General features: G+C 75.0%; 11 protein-coding genes. 4 read left to right on the forward strand and 7 right to left on the reverse strand.

Annotation, left to right across the window (positions count from 1 at the left end; all coding sequences use genetic code 11):
- Positions 1-53: 53 nt before the first annotated feature.
- The 5 genes from C1I92_RS24340 to C1I92_RS24360 form a co-directional block, all read right to left on the reverse strand.
- Entirely contained in the window at positions 54-2,858 is a 2,805-nt protein-coding gene (locus C1I92_RS24340) for an FtsX-like permease family protein (RefSeq protein ID WP_111257236.1), read from the reverse strand.
- Positions 2,842-4,683: an ABC transporter ATP-binding protein gene (locus tag C1I92_RS24345; RefSeq protein WP_111257237.1), complete on the reverse strand. Its 1,842-nt coding sequence runs from the start codon at positions 4,681-4,683 to the stop codon at positions 2,842-2,844. The genes C1I92_RS24340 and C1I92_RS24345 overlap by 17 nt, the downstream gene beginning before the upstream one ends.
- Positions 4,680-5,666, reverse strand: coding sequence for a MauE/DoxX family redox-associated membrane protein (locus tag C1I92_RS24350; RefSeq protein ID WP_111257238.1), 987 nt, complete (start codon positions 5,664-5,666; stop codon positions 4,680-4,682). The genes C1I92_RS24345 and C1I92_RS24350 overlap by 4 nt, the downstream gene beginning before the upstream one ends.
- A gap of 3 nt (positions 5,667-5,669) precedes the next feature.
- On the reverse strand, positions 5,670-5,801 hold the full coding sequence (locus C1I92_RS35355; RefSeq protein WP_267896768.1) for a hypothetical protein: 132 nt from the start codon (positions 5,799-5,801) through the stop codon (positions 5,670-5,672).
- Between the two features lie 197 nt (positions 5,802-5,998).
- Entirely contained in the window at positions 5,999-6,787 is a 789-nt protein-coding gene (locus tag C1I92_RS24360; RefSeq protein ID WP_111257240.1) for an ABC transporter ATP-binding protein, read from the reverse strand.
- A gap of 154 nt (positions 6,788-6,941) precedes the next feature.
- Here C1I92_RS24360 and C1I92_RS24365 point away from each other — a divergent pair, with 154 nt between their 5' ends.
- The 4 genes from C1I92_RS24365 to C1I92_RS24380 all read left to right on the forward strand — a co-directional run bounded on the left by C1I92_RS24365 (position 6,942) and on the right by C1I92_RS24380 (position 10,972).
- Complete coding sequence (locus C1I92_RS24365; RefSeq protein ID WP_111257241.1) at positions 6,942-7,538, forward strand: PadR family transcriptional regulator; 597 nt, start codon at positions 6,942-6,944, stop codon at positions 7,536-7,538.
- Between the two features lie 177 nt (positions 7,539-7,715).
- Positions 7,716-9,419: an ABC transporter substrate-binding protein gene (locus tag C1I92_RS24370; RefSeq protein ID WP_111257242.1), complete on the forward strand. Its 1,704-nt coding sequence runs from the start codon at positions 7,716-7,718 to the stop codon at positions 9,417-9,419.
- A gap of 119 nt (positions 9,420-9,538) precedes the next feature.
- Positions 9,539-10,186, forward strand: coding sequence for a response regulator transcription factor (locus C1I92_RS24375; RefSeq protein WP_111257246.1), 648 nt, complete (start codon positions 9,539-9,541; stop codon positions 10,184-10,186).
- A gap of 96 nt (positions 10,187-10,282) precedes the next feature.
- A complete protein-coding gene (locus C1I92_RS24380) occupies positions 10,283-10,972 on the forward strand; it encodes an ACT domain-containing protein (RefSeq protein ID WP_199521554.1) in 690 nt (229 codons plus the stop codon).
- A 175-nt stretch (positions 10,973-11,147) separates the two neighbouring features.
- On the opposite strand, the gene C1I92_RS24385 is transcribed toward C1I92_RS24380, so the two are convergent.
- Positions 11,148-13,259, reverse strand: coding sequence for a RecQ family ATP-dependent DNA helicase (locus C1I92_RS24385; protein WP_111257244.1), 2,112 nt, complete (start codon positions 13,257-13,259; stop codon positions 11,148-11,150).
- Between the two features lie 14 nt (positions 13,260-13,273).
- A partial coding sequence (locus C1I92_RS24390) for a transposase (protein WP_146605268.1) occupies positions 13,274-13,638 on the reverse strand: 365 nt, incomplete at its 5' end.

A 13,638-nucleotide genomic window follows, 5' to 3' on the forward strand; every position in this document is an offset into this window, starting at 1 on the left:
ATCATCAATGATCCAACCCCCTATAGGTGGTTGGATCATTGATGATCATGGGGTCAGGCGTCGCGGGTCAGCGTCGACGCGACCGTCATGCGGCGCAGCGCGGCGGCGGGGACGAGGCTGGCCAGCACCGGGACCGCGGTGCCGCCGGCGATCGTCAGCCCCGCCGCGACCAGCAGCTCCGCGCGCAGCTCGCCGGCCAGCCCGGCGGCGACGGCCAGCCCGGCGAGGGTGCCGCAGACCGCGCCGGTGCAGCCGATCAGCGCCGCCTCGGCCAGCACGACGCGGCGCACGCGCCCGTCGCCCCAGCCGACCGCCTGCAGGACGGCGAACTCCGCGCGCCGGTCGCGCATGTTGAGGAAGACGACGTCGGCGACGGCGATGCTGGACAGCAGGATCGTCACCAGCACGGCGACGTAGTCGATGTCGCGCGCCCTGACGGAGACCGCGTCGCCCAGCACGGACCCGACGACGGCGCCGTTGAAGGCCAGCGTGATGCCGAGCAGCGCCGTCAGCGCCGCGCAGCCCAGCGCGACCGCCAGCACGCCCAGCCCGGTCCGCCCGGGCGAGCGGACGACGTTGGCGACGGCGAGCGAGCGCACCCCGCGCACCAGCGGCGAGCGCTGGCCGGGCCGGATCCGCGGCTGCATCGCCCCGGCGATGGACGGCCGCGACGCCCGCCAGGCCGGCCACGCCGCGGCGACCAGCGCGACGACCACCGCGACCGGCACGGCGACGGCGGCCCGGACCGCCGTCACCTCCAGGCCGGTGACCCAGCCCATCGCGACCGACAGCAGGGCGCCGACGACCCCGGCGGCGCCGCCGACCAGCAGCACCTCGGCCAGCAGCAGCCGCAGCAGGTGCCCGCGGCTCCAGCCGACCCGGCTCAGCACCGCCAGCTCGCCCCGCCGCGACCGTGCCGCCGCCGCCGAGACGTTCGCGACGAACAGCGTGCTCACGGCCAGGACCAGCACGAACAGCGCGACGCTCTTGTGGTCGATGGTCTGCATGACGGCCGCGACGACGCCCTGGCGCATCCAGGTCTCGGCCAGCGCCAGCTGCGGCCGGCCGAACGCGCCGGCCGGCAGCTCGACGGTCTGCTGGGTGGCCGCACTGCCCAGGACGATGTCGACGTCGAGACCGGTGCGCAGGCGGATCTGGTCGGCCACCAACCGGACCCGCTCGCGCTCGACCGCGCTGACGCCGTCGACGCCGGCCACCCGCACCCGGATGGCGCTGATCGGCGCGTCCTGGTCGGCCAGCTCGATGCCCGAGCCGGTGAACGTGTCCAGGTCGGAGAGCCGCATGAACGCCGTCGGCGGGCCCAGGTGGTAGGCGGCCGGGCTGCCCGACGGCAGCAGCGGCAGCCCGCCGAGCAGCGCCTCGCTCCGGGCGTCGGCCGCGGGCAGACCGGGCGTGCCGGCGAACCCGGCCGCCTCGAAGTCGGTGGAGTCGAACGTGCCGACGATGCTCAGCTGCGGCAGCATCGCGCCGCTCTCGGATATCGCCGAGCCCTGGTGCGGGCGCACCTCACGGAACCCGGTGTCGGCGACGATCGGCGGCGTCGGCACGTAGCCCTCAGTGCGGACCGACGACTGCCAGACGTCCTGCGGGTTGCCGACCGGACGCGGCTCCAGCACGCCGCCGGCGCCGACGTCGTACGCCGTCGGCTCGGTGGTCCAGAAGCTGTCCACCAGGATGCTCACCGGGCGTTCGGTCGCCTCGCGGATGAGCTCCTGGTAGGCCTGGTCGGCGGTGATCGTGTCGGTCGCGACGACCGCCCCGGGCGTGGCCAGCAGCGCGCCGACCTCGTCGAGACCGAGGCCGGTCGCGAACTCCGCGGCCGCCTCGTCGGGCAGCAGCCGCACGCTCACCTCGGCCTGCGCGTCGACGCGCGGCTCGGACGCGACGACGACGGGGACCGGCCGGCTGCCGGTGCCGGTCGCGGCGCCGGAGCCGGCCAGCGCCCGCAGCGACGCGGGCACCTCGTCGCCGGACAGCGCGGCCTCCTGCTCCGGGTCGACCGCGGCCACCAGCACCGGGAACGACCACTCCAGCTCGACGGTGCGCCGCGGCGGCGCCTGCAGGTTGCGGGTGGCGGGGTCGGCGCCGGGCCGGGTGGTCGCGCAGGTGCTGCTGCGCTCGCGGGCGGCCTGGGCCGGCGAGCCGGCGATCTCGCCGCCGAGGGCGCGGGCCGGGCAGACCGGCACGGTGGACCCGTCCGGCCGGATCTCGGCGATGCTGTACGGCTCGCCGCTGTCGTCGAGCTGGCCGAGCACGGTCACGGGGTTCGGGGTGACGTAGGAGAACGACGCGGACGGCTGCTCGATCCGGGTCAGCCCGCGGTCGCTGGTGTGCATGACGTCGGCGACCAGCAGCTCGCGGCCGGCGTCGGTGCGCGGGCCGGCGTCGATCTCGACCTTGGTCGCGGTCATGATGTAGCCGACCATCGCGACCGGCGCGGCCACCTCGACGCCGCCGAGGGAGCGGATCGCGTCGTAGTCGGCCATAGAGATGCCGCCGAACTGGCCGGAGAGCTGGTACGGCCGGACCAGCCCGCGGTCGGCCTCGAGCTCGCTGCGGGTGCCCGGCGGGCGGACGAGGATGTGGTAGTCGCTCTGCGCGGCCACCACTTCGCCGCGCAGCTCCAGCCGCTCCACCTCCGACGCGCCGGTCAGCACGGTGAACACCGAGGTCGCGGCGACGACGCCGAGGCCGAGCGCGAGCGCGCGGCCCCAATGCGCCCGCAGCTGGGCTCGGACCAGCGGGCCGACGCCCGGCGCGGCGTCGCCGGGACCGGCGCCGGACCGCCGCCGCAGCCGGGCGAGCAGCCGGCGGACGGCGTCAGCGCGCGGCGGCATCGGCCGGCCTCCCGAACCCCTCGGCCTGCCGGCGGTACAGCCGGGCGTACTCGCCACCGGCGGCCAGCAGCTCCTCGTGCGTGCCCTGCTCGGCGACCCGGCCGCCGGCCAGCACGACGATCGCGTCGGCGTGCCGGACCGCGCTCAGCCGGTGCGTCACCAGCAGGCAGGAGCGGCCGCGCCGCTCGGTGCGCAGGTGCTCGTACAGCGCCGCCTCGGCGTCGGCGTCCAGCCCGGAGCTGGGCTCGTCGAGGATCATCAGCTCGGCGTCGTCGCGCAGCAGCGAGCGGGCCAGCGCCACGCGCTGCCACTGCCCGCCGGACAGCTGCACGCCGTCCGCCTCATCGGCGCCGCCGAAGGCCCGGCTCAGCATCGTCGCGTACCCCTGGGGCAGCCGGTCGAGGACGGTGTCCGCGCCGGCCAGCCGGGCGGCGGCGCGCAGGGCGGGCTCGTCGCCGAGCCGGCGGACGTCGCCGAAGCCGATGTTGTCCGCGGCGGTGAGGTCGTAGCGGACGAAGTCCTGGAACAGCACGCCGATGCGGCGGCGGACGGCGTCGGGCGGCAGGCCGGCGGCGTCGCGGCCGTCCCAGCGGATGCTGCCCGACATGGGCTCGTAGAGCCGGCAGAGCAGCTTGACGACGGTGGACTTGCCGGCGCCGTTGGCACCGACCAGGGCGACCATGGCGCCCGGCGGGATGGTGAACGTGACGCCACGCAGTACCGGCGCATGGTCGGGAGCGTAACCGAAGGCCAGGTCACGCACCTCCACGGTCGAGGGCCGGACGGCTCGCCCGAGCGGCCCGAGTGGTGGGGCCGGCGCGGCGGCGGCCGCGGCCGCCGTCGCCAGCACCGCCTCGAAGTGCCCGAACACCAGCGCGCTGTGGTGACCGTCGCCGGCCGAGCGGACCATCCCGGCGGCCGCGGCACGCAGCCCGGCCAGCCCGGTGACCAGCATGCTCAGGTCGCCGACGGTGATCGCGCCGGCCACCGCCTGGACGGCGCCCCACACCAGCGCGGCGGCGCCGAGGAGCGCGCCGGCGGCGGCCAGCCCACCCTGAGCCAGGGCAGCCCGCCGATCCACCGTCCGCTGCGCCCGGGCGATCGCGCGCAGCTCCGCGGTCATCCGCTCGTGCAGCAGGTCGCCGAGGCCGAAGACGCGGATCTCCTTGGCCGCGCCGGCGTCGGTGAGCAGGCCTCCGTAGAACATCTCGCGGCGGAAGCCGGGGGTGATCCGCCAGAGCACGCGGGCGCGTTCCCGGCTCTCGGCGAGGGCGGCCGCGACGGCGGGCAGGGCGCCGGCGAGCGTCAGCGGCACCAGCCACGGGTTGACCGCGGCCAGCACCGCGACCAGCCCGGCTGCGGCGACCGCCGCCCGCAGGGCGCCGAACACCGCCTGGACCAGCACCTGCGGCGCGCCGGTGCCGGCCTGCTCGGCCAGCCGCAGCCGGTCCAGGAAGGCCGGCCGTTCCAGCAGCTCCAGGCCGCCGATGCGGGCGACCGCGCTCAGCAGCGTGCTCTTCGCCCGCAGCGCGACCCGGCGGGCCAGCTCGCTCTCCGCGTACCTCGTCAGCGCCGCGACGACCGCGGTCGCGACGGCCGCCACGCCCAGGAGCGCGACCACGACGACAGCGGTCGCGCTGCCGTCGGCGACGGCGTCCAGCGCGCGGGACAGCAGCCACGCGTCGACCGGCACCAGCACGCCGGCCAGCAGCGACAGCGCGGCGAACCCGGCCGACCAGCCCGGGGCCGCCGACCACAGCTGGGCGAGCGCCCGGCCCGCCGCGGCGGGTGTCGCCCTGATCGCGCCGGCGTCCGGCTCGGTCACCGCACCGGACGCGGGAGCTCGTCGACCGACGGCGCGACCGCCTCGACCAGCCCGTCACCGGTGACCAGCACGTACGTCGGGAACACGGCGATGCCGTAGACGTCGGCGAGGCCGGCGGCCCGGTCACCGACCAGGACGTGCGCGACGCCCGCGACGGCGGTCTCGATGTCCGTGCCAGCCGCCGGGTCGCCGACGATCGCGACGACGACCCGGTCCGCACCGCCGAGCAGCCGTGCGTACGCGGCCAGCCGCGGCAGTCCGTCGCGGCAGGCCCGGCACGTCGCGGAGGCGAAGGCGACCAGCCGCAGGCCGCCGGCGCGCGGCGGCGGCACGCCCGGCACCGCCGGGGCCGGCGCACCGAGCTCCGGGCCGTTCGGCGGCAGCTCGACCGGGTGCTCTTCCGGGTGCCCCGCCCGGCGCCCGTCCACGGGCGGGTGCTGCTGCGGGGGGTGCAGTGCGACCCGGCGGGCGGCGAGCAGCAGCGCGGCCGCCGTCACGGCCGCCAGCAGACTGGTCGCGGCGCCGGTGCCGCCCACGGCCGCGTCTCCTGCGCCCGTCCCGCCGACGTCCGTCCGGCCGGCCAGCGCGAGCGCGGCGCCCGCGAGCGCCGTCAGCCCGGCGTTGCGCAGCACCGTCGTCCAGCCGACCGGCGCCGAGCCGGCCCCGAAGCACCGGCACGGCAGCGCGTCGGCACGCCGCGCCAGCACGATCGTGCCGGCGGTCAGTCCCGCGCTCAGCGCGCCCGCCGCCAGCAGGCCGGCCGTCGCCGTCGCCGGTACCGCCACCAGCCCTGCCACGGCCGCCTCCGCCGTCAGCAACGCCACCGCCGCCGGACCGGCCAGCCGGGCCGGGACGTGCAGCCCGGCCCGCAGCGTCGCCGCCAGGCCGGACAGCCCGTCCGGCCACACCAGTTTGCCGATGACCGCTGCGGCGAACACCAGCACGAGCGCCCAGCGGGCCAGCTCGGCAACGAAGGCGATCATCGCTCAGCAGGCCCCGATCTGCTGCCAGGCGCCGCAGTAGTAGCTGCAGTCGGGCCGGTAGCAGCACTGCCGGCGCAGCAGCACCCCGCCGGAGCACACTGTTTCGTACCGGCAGTCGGGCGAACATTCGCGCATCGCGCTGACCGGCGCGAACACGGACCTGACCCTGGTCATCAAGCTGGCAGACATGGCGCTCCCCGAGATGTGCTTCTGGCGTTATGTCCCGTTTCTACCTTGCGCCTAGGTAGAAGGCACCCGCTCGCGCCGGACTGTCACGGACTGTTCGCCTGGGCGCGGCGCACCGCTCACCCACATGATCAGTCCAGTGAACGTCAGCCCAGGCCGGTGGCCCGCCGCAGCGTCTCGTCCGGCTGCGGGTCCCACAGCGCGTGGTCCGCGACGACCGCACCATCGCGGAGGCTGACCAGCCGCGAGCACTGGGCCGCGACCGCCGCCTCGTGCGTCGCCAGGACGAGCGTCATGCCGTAGTCGGCCTGCACCTGCGCCAGCAGGTCGAGGACCTCGTCGCCGGTGCGCGAGTCCAGCGCGCCGGTGGGCTCGTCGGCCAGCAGCAGTTTGGGCCGCGCGACCAGCGCGCGAGCGATCGCGACGCGCTGCTGCTCACCGCCGGAGAGATCCGCGACGCGGGCCGCGTGCTTGGCGCCGAGCCCGACCGCGTCGAGCAGCTCGCGGGCCCGCTCGTGCCGGTCGAAACCGACCTGGATCGGCATCAGCGGCACGACGACGTTGTCCAGCGCGCTCAGCTGCGGCAGCAGGTGGTAGTGCTGGAAGACGAAGCCGATGCCGCGCCGGAACACCGCCGCGGCCCGCCGGGACAACTGCTCGACGCGCGTGCCGCCGACCTGGACCGTGCCCGTGTCCGGACGGTCCATACCGCCGATGACGTGCAGCAACGTCGACTTGCCTGACCCCGACGGCCCGACGACGGCGACCGACTCGCCGGCCCGTACGTCGAGCGTCACGTCGACCAGGGCGGGCACGTGGGCGCCGCCCTGGCGGTAGAAGCGCGTCACGTTGCGCAGCGAGATGGGCGCGCCCGGGAACCGGTCGTGACCCCCCGACCGGACGTCCCCGGCGTCGCCGGGACCCTGCCGACTCATGTGATCATCATGCCCTCGGCTCAACACGACATACGGCCAGGGCTGATTCTCTCACCCCTCCGCAACCCCCGCGACTGACATGACAGCCGCCACGACCACGGTTTACGGCGCTTGAATGTCGATGGAACGGCCGGTTCACCCGTACAGTGTGAGGGTGCCGCTTCAGCATGCCGTTCTCGCCCTGCTGGCCGACGGACCCAGCTACGGGTATGAGCTCAAGGCGAACTTCGAGAAGGCCGTCGGACCCCAGTGGGGTGGGCTGAACATCGGCCACGTGTACCAGATCCTCGACCGGCTGCATCGCGACGGCATGGTCAGCTCGCACACGGTGCCGCAGGACTCCCGGCCCGACCGCACCGTGTACCTCATCACGTCGGCGGGCCGCAGCGACCTCGACGAGTGGCTGGCCACCCCCACCACGCGCACGTCCGGCTACCGCGACGACTTCATCCTCAAGGTGCTCGCCGCGGGCCGCCGTGGCCCCGACGCCATCCGCGAGATCTGCCGCATACAGCACGAGTCGCGGATGGCGGAGCTGCAGACGTTGCGCACCAGCCGGCGCACCCACCAGCACGACGCGCTGGCGGCGCTCACCATCGAGGCCGCGATCCTGCACACCCAGGCCGACATCAAGCTGATCGAGGCGGTCGAGGCACGCGCCGACGAGCCGGTGACGCCGGTCGCCCAGGCACCGGGGGCGCAGGCCAAGGAGGCCGACGGGCCGGCCAGCAAGGCGCGGCACGCCTCCTGACCGGCGGTCAGGAGGTCGCGGGCCCGCCGCGGCCACGTCCCGGGCACGCCGCCGCGGACGTCGGCGGCATGTCCGGCGCAGGACACCTGCCGTTCGCCGCCGCGCCACCGCGCCGCTACTCTCGCCGCTCAGTCTGAGCCGGTCGCGAGTCCTACGTGCAGGGGTGAGCGTGACGTGATGAGTTCCAGGACCCGGCCGACCCGGCGCCGGGTGACCACCGGTGCGCTGCTGGCGACCGCGGCGCTGCTGGCGACGGCGTGCTCGGCGACCACGCGGAGCGACCCGCCCGAAGTCGGCGGGACGCTGCACTACCTGAGCAGCGCGCTCGAGATCCTCCACCTCGATCCGCAGCGCATGTACCTGCCCGAGGACATCGCGTTCGCCACGGCGTTCCTGCACCGGACGCTGACCGCGTACTCGTACGACGCCGACCCCGCCGACGTCGACCTGGTGGCCGACCTCGCCACCGACACCGGCACCCCGAACGACGACGCGACCGAGTGGTCGTTCACGCTGCGCGACGGCATCCGGTTCGAGGACGGCACCGACATCACCTGCGCGGACGTCAAGTTCGGCGTGTCCCGCGCGTTCGACCCGGGGTTCATCCTGGCCAGCGGCGTGCCGCGGGCGATTCGGCTGCTCGATGTGCCTACCGGGCCGGACGGCAACCCGGCGTACGCCGGTCCGTACGCGCCGGACCCGGGCGACGTCGCGGCGTTCGACCGCGCCGTCACCTGCTCGGCCGACGATCGCACCGTCACGTTCCGGCTGGCCCGGCCGGCCGCCGACTTCGATCACGCCGTCAGCACGACCGTGTTCGGCCCGGTTCCGACCGGCACGCCGGCCGGCGACGGGTACGACCGGTCGCCGGTGTCGTCGGGTCCGTACCGGATCGCCGACGCGGCCATCGACCACCTCACCCTGGTCCGCAACGACGCGTGGGACGCCGGGAGCGATCCGCTGCGGCCGGCCTACCCGGACCGGGTGGAGGTCCAGCTCGGTCTCGACCTCCTCGCGCTCGACCAGCGGATGGCGGCCGACGAGGGCGCCGACCAGGCCGCCATCGCGTCGGCTCCGGCCCCGGTCGCGACGGAGGACCCGACCGGCGCGGTGGACGAGGAGCGGGTCGTCAGCGGCCCGGGCCTCGGCGTCCGCTATCTGGCGATCAACACCGTCCTGGTGCCGCTGGCCGACCACCGCCGCGCCATCGCCGCCGCGATCGACCGGGACGGGGTGCGCGAGGCGCTCGGCGGCGACGTCGCCGGGACGCCGGCGGCCGGGATGCTGCCGCCCGGGCTGCGCGCCGACGACGCGTCGGCCGCGCCGAGCGGCCCGCCGGGCGGCGATCCGGAGCGGGCCCATGCCCTGCTGGCGGACGCGGGCGAGCCGATGCCGCCGCTGCGCTTCGCCTACATCGACTCGCCGGTCAACGCGGCCGCCGCGGAGGTGCTGCGCGAGTCGCTGGACGCGGCCGGGATCGCGCTGGAGACGGTGTCGCTCGCGCCGGCCGAGTACTATCCGGCGGTCCAGGACCCGGCCAGCCCGTACGCGCTGATGCTCAGCAGCTGGGCGCCGGCGTGGCGCGACGCGGCCAGGATCGCCGACCTGCTCACCCCGATCGGCGGCGCCGCCAACCTGGCCCGCTACGACGACCCCGCGTTCACCGCCGACGCCGAGGCGGCCGCCGCCGAGCTCGACGACGACGCCCGCGCCGCGGCGTGGACCGAGCTGGACGCACGCGCCGTCGCCGACGCCGTCCTCGTGCCGCTCCGCTACGACCGGCAAGTTCGCGTCGTGGGCTCGCAGGTACGGAACGCGCATGCCTGGGCGCCGTACGGGTCGATCGCCTTCGGCGCCCTGTGGATCGACTCCGACGACTGACCATCGACGACCGCCGTCGGTGCCGCTGGTCCTGGTGCCCACACCGCCGGCGCGCTGTTGATCGAGCCCGCCGGCTGACCGTCGGAGCCGCGGCCGGGCCCACCTGGCATGCTGTGCGGGTGCGCGTCGTACTTGCCGAGGACTCCCTGCTGCTTCGTGAAGGACTGGTCCGCCTGCTGGGCGAGGCCGGCGCCGACGTGGTCGACGCCGTCGGCGACGGCGAGACGCTGGTGCGGTCGGTGTCCGAGCACCGCCCCGACGTCGCGATCGTCGACGTCCGGATGCCGCCGACGTTCACCGACGAGGGCCTGCGAGCGGCGCTGGCCGCCCGTGCCGCCGTCCCCGGGACCGGCGTGCTGGTGCTGTCGCAGTACGTCGAGGAGTCCTACGCCGGCGATCTGCTCGCCGACGGCGCCGGCGGTGTCGGGTATCTGCTGAAGGACCGGGTGTCCGCGCTGGCCGACCTCTCCGACGCGCTGGAGCGGGTGGCGTCCGGCGGGACGGTGCTGGACCCGGAGGTGGTGGCGCAACTCTTCGCCCGGCGCCGGCGCGATCCGCTGCAGACGCTGACGGCGCGCGAGCGCGAGGTGCTGGCGCTCATGGCGGAGGGCCGGACGAACGTCGCGATCGCCCGCCTGCTCGTCGTCACCCAGGGCGCGGTCGAGAAGCACATCTCGTCGATCCTCACCAAGCTCGACCTCCCGCCCTCCGACGACGACCACCGGCGGGTTCTCGCGGTGCTGGCCTGGCTGCGCGCGGAGCACTGACGCCGTCGCCGCGTCCCTGGTGAGACCCGTCCCACACCCACATCGGGGGCGTTCGTCGCAACACGCTCGTGACAGGATCTGTGTCACTCTGTGCGGGTGTCGTTTCTCATGCGCGTGGTCGTGCCGGACCGTCCCGGTTCGCTCGGAGCCGTCGCGACGGCCGTCGGCGCCGCCGGCGGTGACATCGTCGGCGTCGACGTCGTCGAGCACCGCGGCGACGGCTTCGTCGTCGACGATTTCCTGGTCGACCTGCCGGGCGGACGACTGCCGGACTCGCTGGTGACGGCATGTCGCTCGGTCCCGGACGTGACGGTGGAGTTCATCGGGCACTACTCGCCCGGTGCCAGCCTGCACCGCGACCTCGAGGCCGTCGAGGCGATGACGGACGATCCCGAGCGGGCCGAGGAGATCCTGGTCGACCTCGTGCCCGGCATCTTCCGGTCCGGCTGGGGCCTGCTGCTACCGGCCGCCGGCTCGACGTTGAAGGTGCAGCGCGCCAGCGGCGGCGCCCCCGAGGACGACGGGTACGAGGCGCCCTGGCTGCCGCTCACCGAGCCGTCCCGCATCACCATCGGCCCCGACGCCCCCGAGCCCTGGCAGGACGTCGTCGCCGTCGGCGTCCCGATCGACGACACCGGCCGCGCCATCGTTTATGGCCGCGACGGCGGGCCCCGCATCCTCGACTCCGAGCTCGCCCGGCTGGTTCACCTGGTGGCGCTGGCCCAGGTGATCCGCCGCACCGCTCCCGCCCTCGACACCGACGCCCGCGACGCCGCGACCGGCTGACAGGGCCTGCTGAGCCAGCTGGCCGCTCCTGCTGTCGTTGGTCGCGGCCCCAGCCCGCGGCTCACGGTGTGCGCCGCAGACTCTCGTCCTCAACCACGCACAGCCGCGGTACAACGCCCGGCTGGGCGACCGGTCAGGCGCGGGCCAGGCTTCAGGGACAGGTTCAGCGTCCGGCTCAGCCGGCGCTGGCCAGGGCGAACGGCAGCACCTGTCCGGCCCCGGCGCGTCGCACCTCCTTTCCTGCCACGGTGAGGGTCCAGCGCGAGTCGGCGAGGTCGTCGACCAGGAGGACGACCGGGTCGGGGCCGAGCGAGGCCAGGGCCGCCTGCGCCGCCGGGCCGACGCGCCAGGCGTCCCAGACCGACGCGAGGCGGAAGGCGCTGTTGCCGCCGGGCTCGGTCCCCGCGGCGGGACCGGCGCCGGTCGGCTCCAGCTCGCCGAGGTCGGCCAGCCCGCCCCTCGACGCCAGGTAGCGGGCGACGGACCCGACGAGTTGCGGGTGCCGCCGCGACGGCACGCTGATGACGGCATCGGGCCGGCGGTCCCATCGCCACTCGCGCAGCACGTCGATGCACGCCGCCAGCAGCGACTCCGGGGCGGGCGCGTCGTCGGCGTCGAGCAGCGACCGCAGCCGCTGGCCCCAGCCGAGATCGGTGAGCCGCGCGACCACCCGGCCCGGCTCGACCTTCTCGTCCGGGCCGATCTTGCCCTTGACGTCGACGCCGAGGCGGGCCATGCCGGACGGCCACTGGACCCGCGGCTCCAGCAGCACGCCGGCCCGGGCCAGCGTGGTGCGCGCCGACGCCCGCGCCTCGGCCGGGACCTCGTCGGTGTACCAGGGCCCGGCGCAGACGTCGCAGCGACCGCACGCCGCCGCGCTCGGGTCGTCGAGCGCCGCCTGCAGGAACGCCATGCGGCACTGCTCGCCGCGCTGGTAGACCAGCATCGACCGCGCCTCGGCGTCGCGGGCGGCGGCGACCCGCTCGTACCGCTCGGCGTCGTAGACCCAGTCCTGCCCGGTCGCCTGCCAGCCACCGCGGACCCGCTGCACCGCACCGTCGACGTCGAGCACCTTGAGCAGCAGCTCCAGCCGCGTCCGCCGGACGTCGACGACCGTCTCGAGCGCCGCCGTGGACATCGCCTCGCCCGCGGCCGACAGCGTCCGGATGACCGCGGCCGCCTGATCCTCCCGCGGCATCGACACCGTGGCGAAGTACTGCCAGATCGCCTGGTCCTCCGCCGCCGGGAGCAGCAGCACGTCGGCCCGCTCCGTGGCCCGGCCGGCGCGGCCGACCTGCTGGTAGTACGCGACCGGCGACGACGGCGCGCCGAGATGCACGACGAAGCCGAGGTCGGGTTTGTCGAACCCCATGCCCAGCGCACTGGTCGCCACCAGCGCCTTGACCTCGTTGTGCAGCAGCGCCCGTTCGGCCTCGATCCGGTCGGCGGGATCGGTGCGGCCGGTGTAGGCGAGCACGTGGTGACCGGCCTCGCGCAGCAACGCGGCGGTGTCCTCGGCCGCGGACACCGTCAGTGTGTAGACGATGCCGCTGCCGGGCAGCTCACCCAGATGCGCGGACAGCCAGGCCAGCCGGTGCTCGGCGTCGTCGAGGGAGAGGACGCCGAGGCGCAGGCTCTGCCGGGCCAGCGACCCGCGGATCGTGGTGACCTCGGCGCCGCCGGCGCCCAGTTGCTCGGCGACGTCGGCCACGACACGGGCGTTCGCCGTCGCCGTCGTCGCCAGCACGGGCGTGCCGGCTGGCAGCGTGCCGAGCAGGTCGCGGATGCGCCGGTAGTCGGGCCGGAAGTCGTGACCCCAGTCGGAGATGCAGTGCGCCTCGTCGACCACGATCAGGCCGGCGCTCGCGGCGAGCGTGGGCAGCTGCTCGTCACGGAAGCGCGGGTTGTTCAGCCGCTCCGGACTGACCAGCAGCACGTCGACGGCGTCGTCGGCGAGCTGTTTGGAGACCTCACCCCACTCGTCGGCGTTGGCCGAGTTGATGGTGACCGCGCGAACACCCGCCCGCCCGGCCGCCGCCACCTGGTCGCGCATCAACGCCAGCAGCGGCGACACGATGACGGTCGGCCCGGCGCCGCGCGCCCGCTGCAGACCCGTCGCGACGAAGTAGACCGCCGACTTGCCCCAGCCGGTGCGCTGCACGACCAGCACCCGGCGCCGGTGCTCGACGAGGTCGCGCACGGCGTCCCACTGGCCGTCGCGGAACTCGGCCGCGTCGTTGCCGACGAGCCGCCGCAGCAGCGTTTCTGCTTCGTCCTTCAGATCCATGCGTTTCTCCTATGTCAAGCCGCTGCTGCGAGGTTCGGCGGGGTTGCGGTTGATGGGTTGTTCTTCAGGGTGTTGAAGACGGTTCGGGCGAGTCGTCGTTTGAGGGCTCGCAGGGCTTCGGTGGTGGTGTCGCCGGTGGTGATGCGTTTGTTGTAGTAGGCACGGCCCAGGCCGTGCAGTCTGATTTGGGTGACCGCGATGCGGTGCAGGGCGGCGTTGAGTTGCCGGTTGCCGGATTTGTTCATGCGCACGCGGCCCTTGGTCCGGCCCGACCACACGGGGACGGGGGCGACACCGGTGTGCATGGCGTACTTGGCTTCGCTGGCGAACCGGGTGATGCCGGCGGTCTCGCCGACGATCTTGGCTGCGGTCAGCTCCG

This window comes from Jiangella anatolica, from assembly GCF_003236295.1.
Classification (GTDB): Bacteria; Actinomycetota; Actinomycetes; order Jiangellales; family Jiangellaceae; genus Jiangella; species Jiangella anatolica.

Excerpts from the sequence above, each read along its gene's own strand:
- C1I92_RS24350 (WP_111257238.1), bottom strand. The coding sequence starts at position 5,666 with ATGATCGCCTTCGTTGCCGAGCTGGCCCGCTGGGCGCTCGTGCTGGTG.
- C1I92_RS24340 (WP_111257236.1), bottom strand. The coding sequence starts at position 2,858 with ATGCCGCCGCGCGCTGACGCCGTCCGCCGGCTGCTCGCCCGGCTGCGG.
- C1I92_RS35355 (WP_267896768.1), bottom strand. The coding sequence starts at position 5,801 with ATGCGCGAATGTTCGCCCGACTGCCGGTACGAAACAGTGTGCTCCGGC.
- C1I92_RS24360 (WP_111257240.1), bottom strand. The coding sequence starts at position 6,787 with ATGAGTCGGCAGGGTCCCGGCGACGCCGGGGACGTCCGGTCGGGGGGT.
- C1I92_RS24385 (WP_111257244.1), bottom strand. The coding sequence starts at position 13,259 with ATGGATCTGAAGGACGAAGCAGAAACGCTGCTGCGGCGGCTCGTCGGC.
- C1I92_RS24370 (WP_111257242.1), top strand. The coding sequence starts at position 7,716 with ATGAGTTCCAGGACCCGGCCGACCCGGCGCCGGGTGACCACCGGTGCG.